The 24321-nt window shown below is 40.7% G+C and carries 21 protein-coding genes; 5 read left to right on the forward strand and 16 right to left on the reverse strand.

All coding sequences use genetic code 11. The features are described from left to right. Positions 1-12 precede the first annotated feature (12 nt). The 4 genes from MMO42_RS07290 (at position 13) to MMO42_RS07305 (ending at position 4819) form a co-directional block, all read left to right on the forward strand. Positions 13-795, forward strand: a complete 783-nt coding sequence (locus MMO42_RS07290) for an NRDE family protein (RefSeq protein WP_241319875.1) — start codon at positions 13-15, stop codon at positions 793-795. A gap of 141 nt (positions 796-936) precedes the next feature. Beyond that, positions 937-2529 (forward strand): alkaline phosphatase, encoded by a 1593-nt coding sequence (locus tag MMO42_RS07295; protein WP_241319876.1) that lies wholly within the window; start codon positions 937-939, stop codon positions 2527-2529. 20 nt (positions 2530-2549) lie between these two features. Continuing rightward, the gene (locus MMO42_RS07300) at positions 2550-4088 is read left to right on the forward strand and encodes an alkaline phosphatase (RefSeq protein ID WP_241319922.1); all 1539 of its coding nucleotides are present in this window, start codon (positions 2550-2552) and stop codon (positions 4086-4088) included. Positions 4089-4168: 80 nt separating this feature from the next. Then, on the forward strand, positions 4169-4819 hold the full coding sequence (locus MMO42_RS07305; protein ID WP_241319877.1) for a hypothetical protein: 651 nt from the start codon (positions 4169-4171) through the stop codon (positions 4817-4819). A 248-nt stretch (positions 4820-5067) separates the two neighbouring features. Here MMO42_RS07305 and MMO42_RS07310 read toward each other — a convergent pair whose 3' ends face one another. The 4 genes from MMO42_RS07310 to tatA form a co-directional block, all read right to left on the reverse strand. Continuing rightward, on the reverse strand, positions 5068-7053 hold the full coding sequence (locus MMO42_RS07310; RefSeq protein ID WP_241319878.1) for an alkaline phosphatase PhoX: 1986 nt from the start codon (positions 7051-7053) through the stop codon (positions 5068-5070). 184 nt (positions 7054-7237) lie between these two features. After that, positions 7238-8002 (reverse strand): twin-arginine translocase subunit TatC, encoded by a 765-nt coding sequence (gene tatC / locus MMO42_RS07315; protein ID WP_241319879.1) that lies wholly within the window; start codon positions 8000-8002, stop codon positions 7238-7240. After that, entirely contained in the window at positions 7999-8445 is a 447-nt protein-coding gene (gene tatB, locus MMO42_RS07320; protein WP_241319880.1) for a Sec-independent protein translocase protein TatB, read from the reverse strand. The genes tatC and tatB overlap by 4 nt, the downstream gene beginning before the upstream one ends. A gap of 12 nt (positions 8446-8457) precedes the next feature. Next, the gene (gene tatA / locus MMO42_RS07325; RefSeq protein ID WP_005147023.1) at positions 8458-8673 is read right to left on the reverse strand and encodes a Sec-independent protein translocase subunit TatA; all 216 of its coding nucleotides are present in this window, start codon (positions 8671-8673) and stop codon (positions 8458-8460) included. 153 nt (positions 8674-8826) lie between these two features. Between tatA and MMO42_RS07330 the strand changes: the two genes are divergently transcribed. Next, the gene (locus MMO42_RS07330; RefSeq protein WP_241319881.1) at positions 8827-9708 is read left to right on the forward strand and encodes a permease; all 882 of its coding nucleotides are present in this window, start codon (positions 8827-8829) and stop codon (positions 9706-9708) included. A gap of 24 nt (positions 9709-9732) precedes the next feature. On the opposite strand, the gene rdgB is transcribed toward MMO42_RS07330, so the two are convergent. The 12 genes from rdgB to MMO42_RS07390 form a co-directional block, all read right to left on the reverse strand. Further along, positions 9733-10356: an RdgB/HAM1 family non-canonical purine NTP pyrophosphatase gene (gene rdgB, locus MMO42_RS07335; RefSeq protein WP_241319882.1), complete on the reverse strand. Its 624-nt coding sequence runs from the start codon at positions 10354-10356 to the stop codon at positions 9733-9735. Between the two features lie 77 nt (positions 10357-10433). Further along, positions 10434-10874, reverse strand: coding sequence for a hypothetical protein (locus tag MMO42_RS07340; RefSeq protein ID WP_241319883.1), 441 nt, complete (start codon positions 10872-10874; stop codon positions 10434-10436). Between the two features lies 1 nt (position 10875). Continuing rightward, complete coding sequence (locus MMO42_RS07345) at positions 10876-11457, reverse strand: class I SAM-dependent methyltransferase (protein WP_241319884.1); 582 nt, start codon at positions 11455-11457, stop codon at positions 10876-10878. 156 nt (positions 11458-11613) lie between these two features. Continuing rightward, positions 11614-12201 (reverse strand): tetratricopeptide repeat protein, encoded by a 588-nt coding sequence (locus tag MMO42_RS07350; protein ID WP_005147015.1) that lies wholly within the window; start codon positions 12199-12201, stop codon positions 11614-11616. Further along, positions 12198-12791 (reverse strand): methionine biosynthesis protein MetW, encoded by a 594-nt coding sequence (gene metW, locus MMO42_RS07355; RefSeq protein WP_004804210.1) that lies wholly within the window; start codon positions 12789-12791, stop codon positions 12198-12200. Before metW ends, MMO42_RS07350 begins: the two co-directional genes overlap by 4 nt. Then, complete coding sequence (locus tag MMO42_RS07360; protein ID WP_241319885.1) at positions 12791-13951, reverse strand: homoserine O-acetyltransferase; 1161 nt, start codon at positions 13949-13951, stop codon at positions 12791-12793. Before MMO42_RS07360 ends, metW begins: the two co-directional genes overlap by 1 nt. 424 nt (positions 13952-14375) lie before the next feature. Continuing rightward, a complete protein-coding gene (gene leuA, locus MMO42_RS07365; protein ID WP_241319886.1) occupies positions 14376-16073 on the reverse strand; it encodes a 2-isopropylmalate synthase in 1698 nt (565 codons plus the stop codon). Positions 16074-16531: 458 nt separating this feature from the next. Then, positions 16532-17215 carry a Fe2+-dependent dioxygenase gene (locus tag MMO42_RS07370; RefSeq protein ID WP_241319887.1) on the reverse strand — a complete coding sequence of 228 codons (684 nt, stop codon included), beginning with the start codon at positions 17213-17215 and terminating at the stop codon, positions 16532-16534. Between the two features lie 104 nt (positions 17216-17319). Further along, positions 17320-19560 (reverse strand): TonB-dependent receptor, encoded by a 2241-nt coding sequence (locus MMO42_RS07375; RefSeq protein WP_241319888.1) that lies wholly within the window; start codon positions 19558-19560, stop codon positions 17320-17322. A gap of 330 nt (positions 19561-19890) precedes the next feature. Further along, on the reverse strand, positions 19891-20991 hold the full coding sequence (locus tag MMO42_RS07380) for an alpha-hydroxy acid oxidase (protein ID WP_241319889.1): 1101 nt from the start codon (positions 20989-20991) through the stop codon (positions 19891-19893). Further along, complete coding sequence (locus MMO42_RS07385) at positions 20991-21674, reverse strand: Fe2+-dependent dioxygenase (protein ID WP_241319890.1); 684 nt, start codon at positions 21672-21674, stop codon at positions 20991-20993. The genes MMO42_RS07380 and MMO42_RS07385 overlap by 1 nt, the downstream gene beginning before the upstream one ends. A gap of 97 nt (positions 21675-21771) precedes the next feature. Further along, on the reverse strand, positions 21772-24036 hold the full coding sequence (locus MMO42_RS07390) for a catecholate siderophore receptor Fiu (protein WP_241319891.1): 2265 nt from the start codon (positions 24034-24036) through the stop codon (positions 21772-21774). Between the last annotated feature and the right edge of the window lie 285 nt (positions 24037-24321).

Raw genomic sequence — 24321 nt, forward strand, 5'->3', positions numbered from 1 at the left:
GAAAAAGAATCTATGTGTATTGTCGCTTTTGCATGGCAAGTGCTAGATGGGATGCCATTGTGCCTCATTTCAAATCGTGATGAATTTTATCATCGGCCAAGTTCGCTTTTGCATCCATGGAAAAACAGCAACATTGTTGCAGGGCAGGACTTACAGTCGGGTGGCACGTGGATGGGGGTTACAGCATCGGGGCGTTGGGCGATTGTCACCAATTTCCGAAATGGACGAGATCAAAATAAATATACGACTTCGCGGGGGCATTTGATCCAATCTTTTTTAGAAAGTGATTTGGCTCCTATTCGTTTTGCACAACAGTTGGAACAGCAGCAACAGGACTATGCGGGGTTTAATTTGTTTGTTGGCGATATAGAACAAGCCGTTTATATGAGCAACCGAGGTGAAGCTCCCCAAGTCCTCGCCAATGGTGTCTATGTGGTCTCAAATGGACTCATGTCTGACGATTGGCAGAAAACCAGACATTTACGTCAGCGCTTTACTCAAGAATTTCTACCGATGCTACAACAGTCTCAAGTATCAGAGTTAACGTTAAACGATGCTGCTTGGGACATTTTAGAAGATGAACGAAAAGTCATTCCAGATCTGTTACCCGATACGGGAATTAATACAGACATGGAAGCTTTGCTGTCTTCAATCTTTATTCAAAGTCCAATTTATGGCACACGATGCTCTAATTTTTTAAGATTGACGCAAACACAATGGCACTGGCTGGAAAAATCTCAACAGGGTGAGCAGCAGGGAAAAGTTATTGATCTTCAAATTGCGTTAGCTGATTAAATTGATATGTTATAACATAATTTATATATAAAACAACAAGATGAAATAATATTGTCATCAAGGTGACATAAAAGGGTCACCCAGCATTGTTATGGTCTATGCAACGAAATTACGTCCAAACAATAAATCTGGGGATATTTTATGTTCTTATCAAAGATGAGCTTTTCCAAAAAGCTATTGGCGGTCAGTTTGATAGCAGTCTTATCGGGTGGGATGGTAGCCTGTAACGATAATGATAATGATGAAAAAGCAGAAGTGCCAAAGACACCAACCGCAAAAAATGTCATTTTCTTTTTAGGCGATGGGATGGGAATTACCACCTTAACTGCATCGCGTATTTATTCTGTTGGTGAAGATGGTGATTTGACCATAGATACTCTCCCAGAAACAGCGTTTGTTCGTACCTTTTCAGAAGATGGTCAGGTGACGGATAGTGCACCGTCAATGGCTGCCTATATGACTGGCGTGAAAATGAAAAATGAAGTCATTTCCATGCAGACAGGAACGATCGCATCTCCACCGAAAGCAGACGGTACCAGTACCTGTGATGATGTTGCGGAGAATAAAGGCAAGAAACCTGCAGAAACCTTACTTGAACTTGCCAAAGCACAAGGTATGGGTACAGGACTTGTGACTACAACGCGTATTACCCATGCTACACCAGCAACAACCTATGCACATGTTTGTCATCGTGATGCTGAAAATGATATTGCAGCACAATTGGTTCCTGCAGGTAAGGGAACAGGTTGGGGTGCATACAACACCAAATTAAATGATGGTGTGGATGTGGTTTTGGGGGGCGGCTTACGCCAGTTTAAACCAACGACTGTATCGGGTGGTAAGCGTGCTGATGGTCGTGATCTAGTCAAAGAAATGCAAGATCAAGGTTATAACTTTGTTGCAACTGGTAGTGACCTCACCAAAATTGATCCGACCAAGACCAAAAAATTATTGGGCTTATTCAATGCCAGTCATATGAACTATGACCTAGATCGTACCAATAAGAATATTGATGAGCCAAGTCTTGCAGATATGACTACCAAGGCGATTGATGTCTTACAAGCGAAAAATAAAAGCTTCTTCTTGATGGTTGAAGGCGGACGTATCGACCATGCCTTACATGACACCAATGCAAAACGTGCATTACAAGACACGGTTGCCTTTGATAATGCGATTAAAGCAGCGATTGATAAAGTCAAAAAAACAGATCCAGAGCTCAAGAATACATTGATCGTGGTGACTGCTGACCATGACCATACCATGGTCTTGAATGGTTATGCGAAACGTACAGGTAAATATGTAAAAGGTGCCGAGACCAGTGTATTAGGCTTGGTTAAAAACTATAACAAAGCTGGCTATGCGACTGATGAAAACGGAACGCCGTATCCAATTATTGGCTTTGGTACAGGTAAAAAGCGTCTAGATAATAACCGTCTTGAAGCACGTGGTGCTTTAGCCGATAACGATACCTGTAATCCAGTCGCAGGTCCAGCAGGTAAATATACCGATAGTCGTGGAACAGACATTGATAAAGACGGTTGGTGTACAGGTACGGCTGCGGATGACTTCCAACAAGAAGCTGTGGTGCAAACCGGTTTTGCGGATAGTGAAACACATGGTGGTACAGATGTATTCCTTGGTGCAATCGGTGTCGGCTCAGACAACTTCCACGGTAGCCTCGAAAATATCGAAGTATTTAACTTAGTTCGTAAAGCCATTGGCCTAGATAAATAACAACAGACTGGAGAACGATGATGTTAAAACAATTTAAATTAGGTCAGTTCGGTATGAAAGCCTCTGCTTTAACTGTTGCATTACTTGCTGCGAGTACTGGTGCACAGGCTGCGGGTGAAGCCAAAAATATCATTTTCTTTTTAGGTGATGGTATGGGGCCAACCACAGTCACGGCAAGCCGTATTTATGGCTACGGTGAGTCTGGTAAATTAACCATGGACACCTTGCGCCGTACGGTAAGAATTAAGACCTATTCAGAAGATGGTCAAACCACTGACAGTGCGCCTTCTATGGCTGCCTATATGACGGGCAAGAAAACCCGAAATGAAGTGATTGGGATGACACCAGGAACTATCGCAGTTGAACCAAGTGCAGGTACTGCGCCAGATGGTGTAACTAAAGTATCGAATGCCATTAACAATTGCCCAACACCAGGTTCAAGTGTCGCTGCTGGTAGCCCTGCGGAAACGATTCTGGAACTTGCCAAAGCCAATGGTAAAAAGGTTGGGGCGATTACCACTACAGAGTTGACCCATGCAACGCCCGCTGCGACATTCTCTCATGTGTGTAATCGTAATGCACAGTTTGAGATTGCACGTCAGGTGATTCCAGGTGGGGCAGGTTACAATACTAAATTGCTAGATGGTGTGGATGTATTAATGGGCGGCGGACGCAACCATTTCACACCTTTTAATGCGGCCGACAATAAAAAAGGGCGTATTGATGGGCGTAATTTACTCAATGAATTGAAGGCTAAAAATTATACTGTAGGTGCGACCAAAGCAGAGATGGATGCAGCACCATTGAATAAAAAGTATATTGGTCTTTATTCTGCAACTTCACATCTAGAATATGATTTGGATCGTGAGAAAACTGCACCAAATCAGCCAACTCTAGCTGAAATGACTGAAAAATCGATTGATTTACTGCAGGCACAAGATACCGCAGGTAAAGGCTTTTTCTTGATGGTTGAAGGTGGGCGTATTGACCATGCTTTACATGGAACCAATGCCAAACGTGCACTACACGATACCATTGCATTTGATAATGCGATCAAGAAGGCCTTGGAGAAGATCAAGAAAACGGATCCTGAGTTAAAAAATACCTTGATCGTGGTGACTGCGGATCATGACCACACCATGACCTTTAACGGTTATACCGCGCGTACTGGAAAAACAACGACTGCGAATCCTGGTATCTTGGGTTTAAGTTATAGCTATCAAGAAGCCAAAGCGACAGATACGCGCACGCGTGTGCTGGCTGATGGCAAGAAGCATGCACCTAACTTAGATGCAAAGGGTAAAACCTCAACCACGTTGGTCTTTGGTAATGGTGGTGGACCACGTCCAACGTCACGTATTGATATTACTGATGATGAAGCGGCGGCAGATGATTACTTGCAACAAGTCGGCGTTAAACTCGGTAGTCCTGGATCTGAAACACATGGTGGTGGTGATGTCCTCTTATTTGCTGAGGGTGCAGGTTCTCAAGTGTTTAAAGGTACACGTGAAAATGCTTGGGTGTTTAGCAAATTGAAAGAAGCCTTTGGATTTAAATAAGCGCTTTATTCAATATTTTCATCATATTGCAAAAAACCTCAGTCACTATGACTGAGGTTTTTTTTTATGCAGGAAATAACATGCGTCTAGTGATGAGTTCGGTATTGCTCAGTTTGGGAATGACGTCTTTGCATGCGGCACCGTTATTGAGTGCCAGTATTACACGTGAGTCTCAAAATATTGGCAATGATGGTGTGACCCGTACCAGTGTGTTTCAGGAACGTATGTATCGTGATACCCAGAATATCTGGATTGAACGTGTATTGCCGAAACACCACCAGCATGGTGATGAAAAGGGTGGACATAAACACTTAGATTTAGCTGAAGCGGCGCAACATTATTTTATTGATCAGAAAAAACAGCCCAAACTGAATTTGGTTTTGGTCGAAGATAAAACAGTCGTACATTTGCAAGATGCGGATGTGGATATGTTGGGCTTAAGCAACTGTTGGTCATGTGTCTATTCGCTACTTGATCCTAAAACCTTAAAAGGGATGAAGATCACCAAAAAGGATACCAACAGCACGTTGTATGAAACCCAAAATAAGAAAAATAAGATTCGTGTGGAATGGGATAATCGTAACAATATTGCGAAACGCGTTGATATTCGTAGCTTAGATGGTTTGCGCTATGACATTATGAAAGCAAATATTCAACAAGTGAATATTGCAGAACCTTGGAAAAAATATAGCAAATTAACCAGTAAAGACTATTCTGATTTTGGTGATTAATGATAGACAGCCAGATTGGTTTGATTTAGCTCCTTTTAAAGGAGCTTTTTTATAATAAGAAACATGAGAGAAAGGGAGCGTTGTTCTGTTCACCTATTTATAGATAGGAAAAGTGGCTGAAATAAAAGTATCGTTTGCTGTGATTTTTCTCTGTATTCAAACAAGTGTGGGTAGTGCAGTGAGATTGCTTCATTGAATAAAAAATGCCGACATTTGTCGGCATTTTTTTGTGAGAAAAAAGCGAAGATTTAAGCTTTTTTCTCGATTGATGGTGCAACTGGATCGGCTGTGATATAGCCAACGCTTGCACTATAACCACCATTATAGTTCGCTAAAACTTTTGCTTTTAATTCAGCAGGAAGGTTTGAGCTATCACCCGCATGCTGGAAGTTGCTCATGATATAGGTCCAGCCATTCACTGAATCAACCGCATGTAAACCTGTTGATTCTGCACCTGCAGGTGTCGATAAAATTCGATCTAAAGACTTGGTATCAACGTTATAAGCCCAAAGGAAGTTATTGGTATGGTTACCACTATCTTCACCGATGAATAAGGTACGTAAAGTTTCAGAGAATTTTAAATTGTCTGGACTGGCGATATTATTTGGATCGGCAGTATTGCCCAAACTATCCGCTGGAATATCTTTACCCATCAGAACCATATGGCTTTGATACGGTGTCCATTCACTATTGATCACATTATTTAAGTGGTCAACTTGGCTGCCTTTAAGGTCATGCGCAAGTACACCACCTGCTTTCAGTGTACTCTTAAATTTGACATTGTGTGCTGCAACCCAGCCTGTCTTACCTTCAATCATTGAGTCTTGAATATTGGCAAGCGCAGAATAAGCAACCTTGTCTTTAATATTAACTGTGGTTCCTTCCATTTTGGTAAATGCCATACTACCGCCTTTGAGCGCAGCGTAACGGTGGGTTTCGAGGAAAGCAGCAGCTAATTCGATTTCTTCTTTACTGAAACCATTATTGGCTTCTTTTAACTTGATCCAGAGTGTTTTCTTATCCAGCACAATTTGGGTATAACCTGTTAAATCTGCTGGTGCTGTTTTTAAGCTTTCCATAATGTTTTCAGCTTTAATGCCGCGAACATTCACCAAGTCTTCAATGGTCTTACTGTCGGTATGACCCAGTTTGATCCATTTGATTGGTGCTGTAGATGTCTCATTCAACTCAGCTGTGTATTTTGCAACATATAAAGTTCCCGCAGATAAATCTTTTTCTTTATCTGCAATGAACATAAAGAAACCGCCATTGGTATAGTCATCACCCATGATCACTGTACGGTTATCTGGCATCACTTGAATAAGTTCGTGTGAAATACGACCTAAGCAATAGTGTTTAACTGCAGTACCACGACCTTTACCATCCAGAATAATTTCTGGTAAATGGCCATAGTTATAAACATTTGCTGTATTTTCATTGCCATACAGATTTTTACTGTAGGCTCTTAATGTTGCTAAGGTACTACCAATTTGATCAAAAGCATCTGGCTCATATTCTTCACTTGAAAGGTGTGTATTCCAAGGTGAGAGGCTAGCACCACAAGTAATCCATAGACCATGGACTTTAGACATATCGACATTGAAGTATTTTTTCAACGCCAGATGTCCAGTTTTTTGATCTTGGTCTAAGGTCAATACTGCAATCGGAGATGGCAACTGACCATACATACTTTGTTGAGCCAAGTTTTGAGTGGTGTATTCGAACTGGACTACATGGAAGACTGGATTGTTGACACCGTCAACTTTTGCATCTTTGAGATGGATCATTGAAGAGCCATCTGGGCAGTCAGAGAAGAATTGACGCTCTTGACCTGCAACAGATGTATCTCTGATCGCTTTGTTATTGATGTCGTAATAGCTACCCGCGATAATTTTGCCACCATTGATATTGTCAACTTCCATACCCGTGCGGAAAAACTCTTGATAACCTAATTTATATTCGGTGCTGGTATTATCTTCCCAAGTCACGGTTAAGCTTGACTTGACTGAAGTTGTAGCCATCTCGGCAGTGGTGGTTGGTGCCGCCATTGGTGTGAATTTGGCATTTTTTAATTTCACCAGTTTTGCTGGTGGCGTAACGATGTCGTTATCATTGTCATCATTGCAACCTGTTAAAGCTGCTGCTGTGCCCATTGCCCCGAGTGGTAAAAACGGTACACCCGCGAACCATTTTAAAATATCACGACGACTTGGCTGATTGGTATTGGCTGTCATAGTAAATCCGTATCTTTAATATATGGTAAATAAATCCTGATCGATTCTATGAAGCCTAGATGACAATTTTCTGACAGTTTGAAGGCAGTTTAAAGACAATTTATTTTTTATAACTATTTAATAAATATAGGATTAAGATAGAAGAATCCCCAGCGATTTTCTGGGGATTTTTTATTGGTCTGATTTAATCTGACGCTTTTCTTTTTTCGAGTATTTTCCCGAATAGTAGCCCCAATTCAAATAGCATCCACATTGGGATTGCTAACATGATCATGGATAAGGCATCGGGTGGTGTCACAAACATAGCAATAAAGAAGCATCCCACGACGATAAAACGACGCTTTTCGATCAGTGTTTGGGTGCTGACGACACCAATCAAAATCAGTACTAAGGTAATAATTGGGATTTCAAAGGTGAAGCCAAATACCAAGAAAAGTTTTAAACAGAAGCTTAAATAACTATTGATGTCTGTCATTGGCGCAACGGTTTCAGGTGAAACGCTAATGAAGAAATGCAAAATTGCCGGTAAGGTAATGAAATAAGCAAAGGCCACGCCTAAATAAAACAGCACAATACTGCCTAGCAATAAAGGTATTGCCAAGTGGCGTTCTTTTTCATACAGCGCAGGTTTAATAAACGACCAAATTTGATAAATGATGTAAGGCATTGCCAACATAAATGCGACAAACAGATTCAGCTTAAACGGCGCCATGAAGGTTGCCGTCACATCGGTCGCAATCATGGTTGAGGTTGCAGGAAGCTGTTGTCTTAAGGGTTCAGAAAGCCATTGATACGTATGGTTTCGAAAAGGTAACAAGCAGAAAAAAAGAAAAATCGTTACCCCGACAATCTTAAAGAGATATTGGCGGAGTACAATCAAATGCTGCATCACAGGCATTTGTTGAAGCGATTCTTCAGTCGTCACTGAAGTAGAGGGTAATTGGCTCATACGGCAATCTTTAATTCTGTATCAAACTTTTGAGCCATTACATTGGGTGACTCAAGGTTGAAAGGTAATTGCTTTTGATAGGCAAGACTGAATGGAATGACCGCTTGCTGAGACCGTAAGGTGTAAGTCGCCGTTGATCGGTTAGTCTCTGCTTGTTCTGGCTCAGCATCGGATGGTGTCTGTGTGCTTTTAAGCGCATCTAGCTGTTGTTGCATCCTGCGTTCAAGTTCAGTAATTTTATCAATTTCTTTTTGCATTTCTTCGCGGAACTCAGAAAGGCGTAATTCGCGATCGATTTCATTCTGAATGTTGTTGATAAACTTTTTAATTTTGCCATACCATTTCGCTACGAACCGAGCAGCTTCTGGCAATTTATCAGGACCGAGTACCAGCAATGCAATGACTGCAAAGCAAAAAATCTCGGTCATTCCCAAATTCAGCATAGTCGTGCTCGCTTAGCTTTTTACTGAGCTTTCAGTAGTTTTAACTTGAGCATCAATGGTACGTGGTTCATTTAAAGGTGCCGCAGCTTCTTCTTCTTTCATTGATTTTTTGAAGTCTTTTACCGCCCCACCGACATCTTTCCCTAAGTTTTTAAGTTTAGATGTACCGAAAAGTAGAATGACTACAATTGCAAAAATCAGTACATGCCAAATTGATAAACCAGCCATTATTCTATTCCTATAAAACTTTGGGTATATCTCAACAGCTTGGCATGACAACGATGTGACACTTATATTGCAGTTTTAAGACACTGCATCTACCAAATGGTAAATAGTGCTAGCATAGGCAGCATATCAATACATGATAAAAACCAGACCGACATGACCTTTCTTCTCCCAATAAGTGCTTTTATTTTCGGGCTAGTGGCAGCTCAATTTAAATTCGCAGAACAGCTAAAGAAGATACTCTCTTCCTTATTGGCACGGTTATTTATTCCTGTGGTCATCATTTACAACATGGTGTTCTATCAGGCGGGTAGTTTTGCCCTGATCCTGTTTAGTTTCATTTCATCGATCCTGCTGTTTTATGTGTTTGCTTATTTTTCTAAAGATCGCTTACAGGCACTTTGTTCGAGTTATAGCAACATTGGCTGGTTGGGTTTTCCATTTGCCATTGCACTCTTTGGCGAGCAGGTGAGTAGTGCCATGATTGCGCTGTATATCGGTGGTTCACTCTTTGGCAATATTTGGGCAGTTGCTGCGGTTTCAAAAGGGCCGACTGACTATGTTGCAACAGTGCATAAGGTTGTAAAGTCACCGCCTGTGCTTGCATTATTGATCGCATTGATTTTATGGGGTATAGGATTTCAGAGCTTAGAGGGAAATCTGGTTTTAGAGCGGAGCTATGATGTTGCAAAATTTGGTATGAGCTTTGCGGGAATGTGTATCTTGGGCATGTGGTTACGACATACGCGTGTACATTTTGCTGATTTGATTTTTAGTACGCGTGCACTCATCGTAAAAATGTTGTTTGGTATATTGATTTGTACATTGACCTATTATTTTATCCCGATTCCAAATATTGAATTTTTGCTCCCTGTTTTATTTTTATTATTCTGTTTACCACCAGCAGCCAATATTGTGGCGCTGGAAACGCATTATCAAGGCACGGGTGTATCCGCTCGATATATTGCTGCGGGAACCATCGTGAGCTGTATCGTGGTTGTGTTATATGGCATTGTATTGCATTTAAAAGTGCTCTAGCTGTGGGCTAGAGCACTTGTCTATTTAAAGTAAACTGGCTTTAAATAGTTGCATGGCTTGACCGCGATGACTGATTTTATTCTTCTCAGCTTTACTAAGCTCAGCACTCGAAACATTCAGCTCAGGTAGCCAGAATAAAGGATCGTAACCAAAGCCATTTTCGCCACGTGCTGCTTCTAAAATCTCACCTTTCCAAATGCCCTGAAAAATTTGTGGAAGTGGGTCTTCAGCATGCGAGACCAGTGCCAATACGCAGACAAACATGCCTTCAATCGCTTCACCTTGTTTACGGAAAGGCGCAAGATCAGCCAACAGTTTTTGATTATTGGCAGCATCATTACCGTGTTCACCCGCATAGCGTGCTGAGTAGATTCCTGGTGCACCACCTAAAATTGGAACACAAAGTCCAGAGTCATCTGCGAGGGCTGGTTTGCCTGAAAGTTTAGAGGCATGACGCGCTTTGATAATCGCATTTTCAACAAAGCTGAGACCGTCTTCGATCGCATCTTCAATATCCAGTTTGCCTTGAGGAATGATCTCGACAGGAAGGTTGAGTTGTTGAAAGAGATGTTCAAATTCAACAACTTTACCTTTGTTGTTACTTGCAAGGACAAGGCTGCCTTGGTTGAGCCATGGTTGGGTAGACATGCTGAAAAATCTCAATATTTCAAATCAGATGAATTGTACTCGATTTGGTGATCTAAGTCGGTTGTCTGTCTTTATAATTAAACGCCAATAAGTGTAAGTCCATCAACATCTTGTTCTAATAGCTTGTTTAAGAAACGTATAAGATCATCCATCATTTTGATCACGTCCACTTTATATTTTGGATATTTTTTCTTAAAAATTTTAGTTTCTTGCTTAAATAAAAGACGCACATTATCGTTATAGCATAAATATTTTTTAGCTTCTAAGTAAATTTTATATGCATCAAGTTTTGCAATAACTTGTGCTATTTCTCCTGCATCAAGATATGTATTTCCCCAGTGTGACCAAGGCTTTTCATCCACAGAAAACAAGTGTTCTACTAAAGAAAATGCGATTTCATCAATGACAATTGAATGGTCACAATTTGGATTTCGTTGCAAATTGTAGGGAATGATTTGCATATTAAGGCCCGCATAAATTCCATCTGAATAGGGCGTAACTGTAAAAGAAAATTTCATGTTAAATTTTTTTCAAAATCAGTGTGTGGAAATTCCAGAATTTAATTTTTCCGTGAGCATTTTGATGATCTTTTCTAGTTTCTTGATTCAATAAAATTTCATAATCTTCAATGAGCAGTTGTTCAATTTGCTGGCGATTAAATCCTTGCATGGTCTGGGGCTGTTGTAATAACCAAGCATCATCTTGACCTAAAAATTGTATTAATAAGATCCCTCCTTGAGGCAAGGCATGTTTCATCTTTGCAAGTACATGATCAATTTGTTTAGGCGCACAAAAAAATAGACTGAATAGGGCAACGATAATACTGGCTGAAGGAAATGGATAGTCTTCAAAAATATGATTCGAGAAAAAGAATTTAGGATGATTTTTAAATCGATGTTGACACGCCTGTTGTGCTGCTTCGGATGGATCAAAAGCGTGAACCAGATAATCATGCTGGAGTAAGAAGGCAGCCTCATTGCCTGCACCACACCCACAATCTATGACAACACGAGGGAGAGTTGCATCAACATACTGGAGTGCATATTCCAAGATCGGACGATGGGGCTGGTCTTGGGTGAGTTCAGCAAATATCTGGGACATGAGTGCTAAAAAATGAAGAATGTAATATAAATAGCAGTTTAAGTCCTTTTTGTAAAAGTAGAAATTAGGCTGCATTTAAATCAATTTAGAATAAAAGTAATAAAAAACCGACTCTCACAAGTCGGTTTTTAAATCACTCAATAGATCTAAATCAGATTATTGTGCTTGAATCCATCTATCAGCACGGTCACGTGCAGTACGAATCTGTTCTTGGGTTAAGTTCGCAGCCAAGGCTGTTTTCTTACCTTCAGAAAGACTGATCACTTTAGTATCGAGCATACCGTCACGAGTTGAAAGCTCATACCACTGATAAGCACCGACAAAGTTTTTCTTTTGCTCTTCCATCATCGCGAGATTAAAGCTAGCACGGTTATCGCCGTTACTTGCTGCTTTCTCAAAGTATTTACGTGCTAAAGCATCATCTTTTTTCGTGCCCATGCCATCTGCATACATACGGCCCACATTTAACTGTGCGGCAGATAAGCCTTGATCGGCTGCTGCTTTAAAAAGAGAGAACGCTTGTTTCTCATCTTTGGCAACGTCTTTACCATATTGATAACGTGTTGCTAAGTAAAACTGTGCACCTGCTTGACCCGCTTTTGCTGCGCTTTGTAACTCATTGATACCCATTACTGAATATCGCGCTGCTTGTGTTGCAACCGATTGGGGTTGAGCAACATAGTCAGCGTGCGCTTGTATACTGATCAGACCAAATAAAAATGTGCTGATTAATGTCTTTTTCATAGAGCGCTCACTCGATAAATTGCGACTTCACCAAATAGGTTCGGCATATGCTTACTGAGCACACTACCTTGTTGGTCACCATTAACGGCAAGTCGATTAATAATTTTAATCCGGTTCTCAGCACACAAGGCTTCAAAGTCACGGAAAGTACATAAATGAATATTCGGGGTGTTATACCACATATAAGGTAAAGCTTCCGAAACAGGCATTTTCCCTTTCAATGCAAGAAAAGAACGTGTCTTCCAATATGCAAAGTTTGGAAAAGTAATAATGGCCTGTTTGCCGACACGCACCATATCACGAAGTAATACATCGGGTGCATCTACAGCTTGCAAAGCTTGTGCCATAACCACAGAGTCAAAAGACTGGTCGGCAAAACGGCTTAAACCAAGGTTTAAGTCCTGTTGGATAATATTTAACCCCCGACTGATGGCAATTGCAATCTTTTCTTGATCAATTTCTAGACCATAGGCACGAATATTGTGCTGTTTGCTCATATGAGCCAGCAATTCACCATCACCACAGCCTAAGTCTAACACGCTAGAGTTCGGGTTAATCCATTTTTCGGCGAGTCGTTGATCTATACGCATTAGTGTTGCTCCTGCGGTGTCGATTGCAACTGTTGTTCTCCACCTAAAAATGCTCGTAGGGTTTTCACATACAGTGGAATTGGAAATAAGAAAGAGTCATGACCTTGTTCAGCATCAATATCTAAGTAGCTGACAGGCTTATGATTATCAATCAAAGCATCGACCAATTCCTGTGAACGACTTGGACTAAAACGCCAGTCTGTGGTAAATGAAATGACCAGAAACTTGCATTTTGGTTGACTCATTGCCTTTGTTAAAGAGTGCTCATATTCACGAGAAGGGTCAAAATAATCCAAAGCCTTAGTCATAATCAAGTAAGTATTTGCATCGAAATTGCGGCTAAATTGTTCACCTTGGTAACGCAAATAACTTTCAACTTGGAATTCGACATCAAAACCATACATAAATTTGCCTGATTTCAAATCACGACCAAATTTTTGTTTCATGGCTTCTTCAGACAAGTAGGTGATATGACCGACCATGCGTGCCAAAATCAAACCACGTTTTGGATAGCTATCATTTTCTAAATAACGACCATGATGGAAATCAGGATCGGAAAGAATGGATTGGCGTGCAACTTCGTTGAAGGCAATATTTTGGGCTGATAACTTTGGCGCGCTGGCGATGATGGCGCATTTTTGCAATCGGTCTGGATAGTCCAACGACCATTGTAACGCTTGCATGCCACCCAGAGAGCCGCCAATAACAGCGTACCAAACCTTTACTCCAAGACGATCGGACAGCATCGCTTGGGTTTTGACCCAGTCACGTACTGTAACCAATGGAAAGTCTGGACCATAGGGACGATTTTCATTTTCAGGATTCGGTGAGGTTGGACCTGTAGAACCACTACAACCGCCGATATTATTTAAGGAAACAACAAAAAAGTGATTGGTATCAATTGCTTTTCCTGGACCAATACAGCTGTCCCACCAGCCTGCTTTTTTGTCATCTGCATGATGATAGCCTGCCGCATGGTGATGTCCTGAAAGTGCATGGCAAATTAGGATGGCATTCGATTGATCTGCATTGAGTGTTCCATAGGTTTCAACCATTAAATCAAAACGAGGTAAAACTCGTCCACATTCAAGTTCTAAAGGTTGTTCAAATTGAAACTTTTGTGGTGTGACTAAACCCACTGAATCCGATGGAAAAGACACTGGAATCGTTCGCCTTATATAAAGTTTGAATCAATAAACAGAGTTCAATTGAATCTCTCGTTACTTGAAATCATTGGTTTTAATAACGGAGTCCTGCCGAGTTGTTATCCAGTTCTAGGATAAACTTTCAGTTACACTTACTTTGGTTTTGCCCAAAGTAAGCAAAGGCCTCTTGCGCTGCTATAACCGCAGCTCACCACAAAACCTGTTCATTTCTTGCATTTTGCTCATTCTATCGCAGAAAGAGCATCTTACAAGCATCACGCAGGTTGTGGATGACATTTCCGAGTATCTGAGTTTAAACGAGAAATTATATTCAATCTCAATCAGACTAAAAGGATACCAATTCAGGTATCCTTTCAAAAGTCATTTTTTCTGATATTACAACTCAGCTTTACTGACGATTATGTGATATTTCACTTATCTAAACGGCTGCAGCAGCCACTTGATCCGTGGTCAAGACACCTTGCTCAATCAAGCGGTTAGTACAGGCAATAATGGCTTCAATTGATGAGGTCACGATGTTGTCATGTACACCCGCACCAAATGCACTCTTACCTGTACCTTTCACTTGAAGCTCAATCAAGGCAAGGGCTTTGGCATTGGCACCTGAGCTGATACTACGCTCTTCATAGCTGACAACATCAATTGGGAGTTGTAAAGCATTCAACATGGCTGAGATCGGGCCGTTACCTTCACCGCGTAGACGTTGGATTTCACCTTCAATTTCAATGTCTAATTCGATGATTTGTGTACCATTGATATCTGACAATTGATAATGTTTGGTTTGATAATGGCTATTTTTCACATCCACATAGGTATTTTCGAATAAATTCCAGATCTCATGTGCACTGATTTCTGTGCCATTTTCATCGGTATGTTGCTGTACGATCTGACTGAATTCAATTTGTACGCGGCGTGGCAATGCAACGTTGTAATTCGATTCTAATAAGTAAGCGATACCGCCTTTACCTGATTGGCTATTCACACGAATCACCGCATCGTAGTCACGGCCCAAATCTTTTGGATCGATTGGTAAGTATGGCATATCCCAGATGTCTTCGTTTTTCTGGAATTCGAAGCCTTTTTTAATTGCATCTTGGTGTGAACCAGAGAATGCAGTAAAGACTAAATCACCTGCATATGGATGACGAGGATGCACAGGTAAACCTGTACATTCTTCAACAGTTGCAATGATTTCATTGATATTGGAGAAGTCTAAGTTTGGCGCAACACCTTGGGTATACATGTTCAAGGCAATTGCAGCAACGTCAACGTTACCAGTACGTTCACCATTACCAAACACACAGCCTTCAACGCGGTCAGCACCTGCCATGATTGCCAATTCAGAGGCTGCGATACCACAACCACGGTCATTGTGACAATGCACAGAGATAATCACGCCATCACGACGCGCCAAGTTACGGTGCATCCATTCGATTTGATCGGCATAGACATTTGGTGTTGAAACTTCAACGGTTGCAGGTAAGTTTAAGATCACCTTGTTCGTCGGAGATGCTTCCCAAATTTCAGTCACGGCATCACAGACATCTTTAGCGACGTCTAATTCTGTTGCAGAGAAACATTCTGGGCTATATTGGAAAATCCAGTCTGTTGTAGGGTATTGCGCTGCATATTCTTTGACTTTGGTAGCCGCATTAATCGCAAGCTGTTTAGAACCATTGGCATCTACATTCAAGACTTTCTTACGGAAAGTTGGAGAATTTGAATTATAGATATGTACAATGGCACGTTCCACACCGACTAAGGCTTCAAAGGTACGCTCAATCAAATGATCACGTGCTTGAACCAAAACTTCGATATACACATCTTCAGGAATCAAATCTTCTTCAATCAATTTGCGCGCAAAGTCGAAGTCGATTTGGGAAGCTGATGGAAAACCAATTTCAATATGTTTAAAGCCGATTTTGACCAACATATGGAACATTTTTAATTTTTGATCCATATCCATTGGTTCAAAAATCGCTTGGTTACCGTCACGAAGGTCGGTACTCATCCAAATTGGTGCTTGATTGATTTCATTATTCGGCCATTGGCGATCTGGTAAATCCACTCGCTGGTACATACGGCGGTATTTTTTGCTTGGGTCAGCCAACATCATGAGATAACTCCTTGTCGTAGCATGGTTGCTGAGTCAAATAAAAGGCAACGTGCTACAAATATATATGGTGTCTATAAGAATTAATTTAAAGCGAATTTGGGGATCGAACGCCTAAAAATGTAGGCGAAAAAATTTATACGCGCGCGAGGCGCAGCATCAGGAGAAGTGCAGTGAGATGTGTTGTATGAGACGGGTGGGTAAAGCCGCGATTTGTTTTCATCATCTACCATTCATATGGGTTATTTAATTTTGCAGTTATCTTAATCATCTAACCGTAATCAGTCTAGGTGAAAATACAGACGACTGCAAAGCTCTATAAAACATTTTAATAAGAATAAATGGAAAATATTTCCCTGTTTTTTGCGCTATTTAAATTTTAATAGGAAAAATTTCCCGTAATTTTGTAAATTAGAGATAAAAAAGTTGATTTTATCTCTGAGCTTTGAAAAGTGTGTGAACTATAACTCAGACCACATGCGAATCAGGTTATGGTAAATGTTGGTGAGTTTCATCACTTCTGGATAAGCATCGCCATGGGTTTTCCGTAATTCACGAATACTTTCATCTAAAGTAAATAACAGGTGGCGCTTACTATCATCTCGAATCAGGCTTTGTACCCAAAAAAATGAGGCGAAACGGGTTCCTGTGCTAATACTGCTGACTTCATGCAAACTGGTTGATGGGTAAAGTACGACATCGCCAGCAGGAAGTTTAATCTCATGGTAGCCATAAGTGTCTTCAATGACCAGTTCACCACCTTCATATTCTTTTGGTTCGCTTAAAAATAAGGTGCATGATAAATCGGTGCGGATTTGTTCAGATGTGCCACGAATCAGGCGAATCGAGTTGTCGACATGGAAGCCAAAGCTTTCAGATTCATCATAACGGTTAAACAGTGGTGGGATGATTTTATGCGGTAATGCTGCGGCTTGAAAAAGTGGATTTTGCCAAATCGCTTTAATTACCATATCACTGAGCGCATGAGTCAGCGGATCTTGTTCTGAGAGCTGCTGATTTTTCTTGACTGAAGCGGAGAGGGTCCCCGCAGTGATTTTTCCACCCACCCAATTTGCATCTGCCATTAATTGGCGAAACTCTGCAACTTGTTCTTTGCTTAATACATTGGGGATATGATGGATCACGGTGAACACCTTTTGAATATTTATTGCAGTTGTAAAAATAGCCTCATGACGAGGCTATTTTATATGAACTAAGCTGAATGCCATAAAGTTATTATGGTTTTGACTTAGTATTTAAAGTTAATGGCTAAGACAGCATTACGACCATTACCTTCATTGGCATAATGAGCGGCATGTGCACCTGTAAAGTAACGCTTATCACCAATGTTATTCACATTCAGTTGTACATTTACATTCTTATCTACGTCATATTTTGCCATCGCATTATAGATGGTATAGGTCGGTAGGAATTTTGGTGCAGTCGTATTCGCGAATACTTTATCTTGGTATTGAACGCCAGCACCTAAAGTAAGTTTAGGGATGACTTTGTACGTTGACCATAAAGTCGCACTGTTTTTAGCAACAAATGGTAGTGACTTACCTTGAGCTAATAGACCTGCTGAGTTTTGGTTACCTTTGGTTAGTTCACTGTCTAAGTAGCTATAACCTGTAGCAATATCCCATTTATCTGTAATTTTGCCAGTGAGGCCAAGTTCAAAGCCATCAACTTTACTATTACCGATATTACGAGTTGTACCATCTGAATCTGTTACACGAGAATCAGTTTTTTCAGTACGGAAAATTGCGGCAGTTACGTTAGCACGTTGGTTAAATAGATCCCACTTCGTACCTAATTCAATCGTACGGGCTTTTTCTGGTTTTAAATCAAGATAAGCAGTGCCAAGATCATTTTCACCATCACCTTGGCTGATACCTACTGGGCTAGCAGAAGTTGCATAGCTAGCATAAATGCTGCCTTGTTCTGTTGGCTTATAAACTAGACCAGCTTGATAAGAGAAGTAGTCCGTGTCGCTTTCAAGTTTTGCACCGGTTGCTTTTGTAACCTGCTCAGTGTCAAATTTATCCCAACGAACGCCAAGATCAAGTAACCACTGAGGGTGCAATTCAATACTATCCAATACATAGATAGATGTAGTTTTACTGGTTACAGTGTTAATTGAGGTTGGGTTAATATCAATCTTACCTAACCAAGGGTCATTTGGATTTGGGCTATTTAAATCAGTACACCAGTAATTTGATGCAGCCCCAACACCTAATGAACATGCACCTTTCAATGCATCACCATTATTGGCATTTGCAATATCTGTTAATAAATATGATGCTTTATCTGTTTCTTGGCGAGCATATTCTGCACCGACATTAAAATTATGCTTAAGAATGCCTGTGTTGAATTTACCTTTTAAAGATAACTGATCGCTAAAGGCATCTGTATCTCTAGTGTGGCCATTTGAGCGGCGCCATACTTCACCATTGTAGATATTGCCTTTAGAGTCATCAGGCATAGAGTTGACATAGTCAGCTTTCGATTTAGTATAGGTCGCGACGTTACTCAGCGTTAAATTCTCATTAAAGTCATGTTCTAATTTTAACGTACCAATATGATTTTCGCGTTTATCAAAATCACGTGCTTTCCAGCCGTAGTAAGTACCTTGCTTCACATGAACAGGTCGACCATCACCTTTTTCAGTACCAGCTGGTGCATTGGTTGGAACATTTGAATTATTAAATGGAATACCCGCATCTGGCTCATCATTACTTTTTAAGAAATAATAGCTAAGCGTTGCGCGGTTTGGGCTACCTAAGCCTAAGCTAATACTCGGCGCAATACCAACGCGAGCATATTCGGCACCATTGTGTTGACCTGGTTTTTCATTTTCATGCCCCATTACCACAACACGGCCTGCTGTTCCATTACCAAAATCTTTGTTGGCATCAAGCTGAATATGACGATAGTTATCGGTACCACCTTGAATACTACCTTGGTAAACGTCACCTTCATGTGCAACTTTAGTCACTAAATTGATACTACCACCGATGCTACCGCCACCACCTAGTGCAGATGAAGAGCCTTTAATCACTTCAACTTGTTCAACCGCAAACATATCACGGCTTTGTGAAGTGGCATTGCGCACGCCATCGACATAAATAGAGTTTTGGCTGTTGTAACCACGAATAATCGGCATATCCGTATAAGGCGTACCACCTTCACCAGCGCCTAGAGTAATGCCTGGCTCATAACGGAGTGCTTCAAGCAATGTATTTGAGTTAGATTCTTTAAGTAGTTTTTGCGACAGAATAGAAACTGACTTTGGTGTGTCTTTAAGTGGAGCAACAAATTTTGCATTTGCAGACTGATCTACTTTTAAAGATTCTTCTTTTGCTGCATGTGCATGAATTGTTGGTAGTTGAACTGCTTGATCTTGAGCAATGGCTGGCATCGCAATGACTGAAAGTGATGATGCAATTGCAGAAGAAACAAGTTTCTTCCGTGATTTAATAAAAGACATAGGGCAGGCCTAAGGATGTAAAAATTTATGCAAAGGATAATCATTGTTATTTCTATATTCATTTGTTTGGGATTGGATTTTTCAATTGTTTCTAATTGTTACAGTGGGAACTTAAATTAATTTTTGCCCTTAATTGTTTAAAAATGTTGTTAATCTGTTGATTTTTTTATTTAATCTAAAAAAACGATTGTATTTTGAATATTAACTTTAAATTTTAATGTTATGACTTCTGTCACTTTACTGAAGTTTTATTTATATGATTTGTCTTTAAAATCCTGAAAGTTATTTTGAATTTCAGTTTGTTAAATCAAAGCCATATGATAAAGCTGATTATTGATCAATAAAGTCTGGGTTAATCTCTTTTAAAGTTGCTGTTCCCATCAAGGCCATGGTGATTTCGAATTCTTCCTTTAAGATTTTAAGCACATGCGCCACACCCAGGGCACCAGCCGTTGCCAGACCATAAATATAAGGACGACCGATTAGTACGGTAGATGCACCAAGTGCAATGGCCTTGAATACATCTGAACCACGACGGATGCCGCCGTCTAATAAAACTGGATAGTTTTCAGGAACAACAGCTCGGATTTTTTGCAGCGCAATTAATGGCGAAATCGTGGTATCGAGTACGCGACCACCATGATTGGAAACGATCAGACCTGAAACACCATATTCAACAGCTTTTTTGGCATCAGCAGGATGAAGTACACCTTTTAGGATGACGGGTAGCTGGGTATTTTTAATGATCCATGCAATATCCTCCCATTGGGGGGCATTTTTCATGAGGCCTTGAAAAATAGGATGTTCTCCAGTTGCTAAATTGCCAATTTCTACATTAGCTGAGGCATGTGGGTGTGGCATGTCCTTCGGCAATTGAAAGAAAATTTTACGTTCTCGATCTCGGATGCCTGTATGTGGCGCATCGATGGTGATGACGATCGCTTTATAGTTGTGTTGTTCTGCAAGCTGTATGAGCGTTAAAGACTGTTCTCGACTCGCTTGCCAATAGAGTTGAAACCATTTGTATGGATTATCCGTATTGAGCTGCGTCATCTCAATATTGCTCAGCGTGCTGAGTACAAAATTACTTTGCATCAACTCGGCAGCTAGGGCAGTAGCGTGTTCAGCTTGAGGGTGGAAAAGTGCCTGATGCCCAATGGGGGCAAGAAAAATTGGATGAGGGTAATCCATGCCAAATAAGTTGAGCTGAGTATTGCCCTGCGAAAAATCATTTAAATGACGTGGAACAAGTCGAACATCTTGAAACTGAAGCTGATTCTCGTGCACGCTCAGTTCATGCATGGCACCCCCTTGTAAATAATGCCAAGTTGCTTCTGCCAAATGTTGCGAAGCTTGTCGTTCATAATCCGCTACGGTTTGTAAATGAGCTGGGATTGTGGTCAATGGGGGAAGAGGCAAGGGCTGAGACATCAGAAGATTCCCCATTGTCTTAAGAGGTTGTGATAATGACTGGTTAAGGCAACCACTTCCTCGGTGTCGCCAAGCTGCTGTCTTAGTTTTAGAATAGTCATATCTAAATTAAACAGCATGGTACGTTGCCAGTCATCTTTTACCATGCTTTGAATCCAAGTGAAAGCGGCAATTCGACTGCCTTGAGTGACGGGTTCAACGCGATGCAGACTTGTTGACGGATATAAAATTGCATCACCCGCATCCAGTTTAACCTCGTGGCTGCCATAGGTGTCTTCAACAATCAGTTCACCCCCTTCGTATTCATCGGGTTCGGATAAAAAGACCGTAATAGAAACATCGGTGCGAATCATTTGTCCTGTTTGTGAAGAAGCCTGAACAGCACTATCGACGTGGTTGCCATAATTGCCCTGATTTTGATAGCAATTAAACATTGGAGATAAAATATGTTGGGGCAGGGCCGCTGAGCGTAACAGTAGATTGCGTTGTAATGAATTTAGAACAGACTGACTTATGGATTGATAGATATCACTATGGGTATCGATCTGTAAATTATTTTTGGTTTGCTGAGCTTGTGCACCTGCGCTTTGAGCACCATTGACCCAGGCCGAGGCTGGTTGCATTTGTTGGCGTAGTTCTAACACTTGTTGTTTACTGAGCAGCTCAGGGATGTGCAACATCATATTTAAAACCCTTCAAAAAAGTACAGCCTGTAGAAAAAGTATACCTTTTCTGACAGGCTGAGTTCATCTATTCAAGCTTAAGTTTTGATTGAATAATTTAGAACTTGTAGTTGAATGTTAATGCTGCTGAACGTGGTTGGCCGAGTACAAAGCGGCTACCGCCATTGTTCAATGCGCTGATGTAGTCTTTATCTGCTAAGTTGTAGACATTCAGGTTCAGTGAGGCATTTTTGTTGAAGCTATAACCGGCCATTGCATCAAACACTACATAAGAGGGTACTTTTGGCATGTTTGCAGGCGCAGTGCTGTCGGTAATAACACGTTTTTGTTCATCTACATAGCGTGCACCTAAGCCTACTTTAAAGCCAGCGATGTCATATGTTGTCCATAATGAAGCAGTCCAATCAGGTGACCAGCGCACAGAGTCAGTTACGGTTTTTTCTCCAGCATCATTGAAGCTAATTTGCTCTTTTTGTTTCACTTTCATGTGGGCAACGCCCGCAGAAATATTCCATGCATCGGTAATTTGACCCACAACTCCTAGCTCAACACCATTAACTCGGGTTTTACCTTCTTGAATTGATTCTTTGGTAATTGGATCTTGCGTAAACTGGTTTTCGTTTTCTGTGTGATAAACTGCGCCAGTTAATGCTAATTTATTTTTCAACACATCCCATTTTGCACCTACTTCATAGTGGTGAGTTTCTTGTGGTTTTGAGCGTGCATTATTGGCAGCTTGAGTACCTGATGTAGCTGCAGATAAACCAAAATTAGCACTGCCTGGAGGTGTCAGCGATTTAGCATAAGATGCATAAATGCTACTGTTTTCTGTTGGTTTAAATAAGCTGCCCAATTTCCAGCTCACTAGAGTGTCATGTGCTTTTAAATCTGTTGGTGTTTCCGTTACAACGCCAGTTGATGAGTTGGTTGCAACTGTTAGTGCTTCATAGTCTGTATGGTAGTAATCTACACGGACGCCACCATTAAATTGCAAGCGGTTGTTTAATAATTTAATGGTGTCAAATAAATAAGCTGCGGCTGTATTGGTTTCGCCATCAGTATATGCACCTGTATAAACGAGTTTAGGCATAACATCATAATGATTTGGATTGTATAGGTTTGCCGATTTTGTTGATGGAGCAGGAATTTGCCCTGGTGCTTGGGTTGATAACGTACGAGAAATTTGCTGTTCTTGTAAGAATTCTAAGCCTGTAACCAGATCATGTTCTACTTCGCCAGTTTTAAAGTTCACATTAAGAGATGAAGTATTGGCGAGAATTTTATTTTCTTGATCAACACCTTGATGTGAGCGTGAAATCGTCCATGCATCGGGATTGTTTGATCCATTTTTATTTAATGCATTAATGCCTGTTAATGCGCGATTCATTTGCGACTTACCGTAACGAGAGGTATTGGTAAATTTAATTTTATCGCCAAAATCACTTTCAATTTTTGCGGTAACTATATCAGCGTCAACGTCTTCATAGTCATTGACACTGCCATAGTAATTTGAGCGATCAACCTTTTTTGCCTTATTTAAATCTGCATCTGCGTTATAAAAGCCATTCATACCAATGGTTGGAATACCTCCATCAGGAATATTATTTTGGCGAACATGCTGAGAATATAGATAGAAACGTGTATCTGTATTTAGACCGAAAGCAATCGAGGGAGCAATTGCCCAACCATTGTTCTCAACAACATCGCGGCCTTCAACACCACCATCTTGTCCCATCACATTTAAACGAATCGCTGTGCTTTCGTTAATGGCTTGGTTAATGTCCCCAGTTAAGCGTGCATTCTCAGCAGTATTGTAGCGAGCAGAAACTTCTCGGCTGCTTTCAGCTTTTGGTAATTTGGTGACTAAGTTGATATAACCAGATGCTGCACCACGGCCAGCTTCAGAGCCAGAAGGGCCTTTTACAACTTCAATTTGTTCTAAGTTAAATACATCACGGCTGACCGCACCCAGATCACGAATACCATCGACATAGGTAGAGGTTTGGGTCGAGAAACCACGCATTTGGAAGGTGTCACCTGCGCTGGTATTACCATTCTCACCCATTTGTAGGGTGATCCCTGGAGTATTGCGCAATGCTTCAACTAATGAAGCAGCACCTTGTTCCTGTAACAGTTCTTTTTTGATGACTTGTACAGTTTGAGGTGTATCGAGTAAGGGTTGCGTATATTTGGGAGAGCTTACTGCATCTACTTTATAGGTATTTTCTGCATTCACTTCAATTGTTGGAAGCTTTGCCACACTTTCTTCTTTAGGTGCGGCATGCACTGCTAAAGGTAAACTTGCCGCTAGAGCAACTAAAGGTGTGGTACGAAGGTGTTTACGACTTTTGATTTTTGCCATTGAGAGAACCCCTGAAATTGAAGTGGTGAATGACAGAACTTTCAACCTGATGAAACTTTTACAGAAAAAGGAGTAAAAGTAGATTAATTGTTAATCTATGTAACAATATGTGCGAAGTCTATTGATAATTATTATCGTTATCAATAGCTTTAGCTTCTGTATAAAGAACTGTATATATTTATTGTTTTGAAATTTAAGGATATTTTTTAGAATTGGTATTAATGATGAATAATTGTGCAAAATAATAATGTAGTGATGGTTATATATAATTATTTGATATATATG

Source organism: Acinetobacter sp. ANC 3882 (assembly GCF_022549545.1).
Classification (GTDB): domain Bacteria; phylum Pseudomonadota; class Gammaproteobacteria; order Pseudomonadales; family Moraxellaceae; genus Acinetobacter.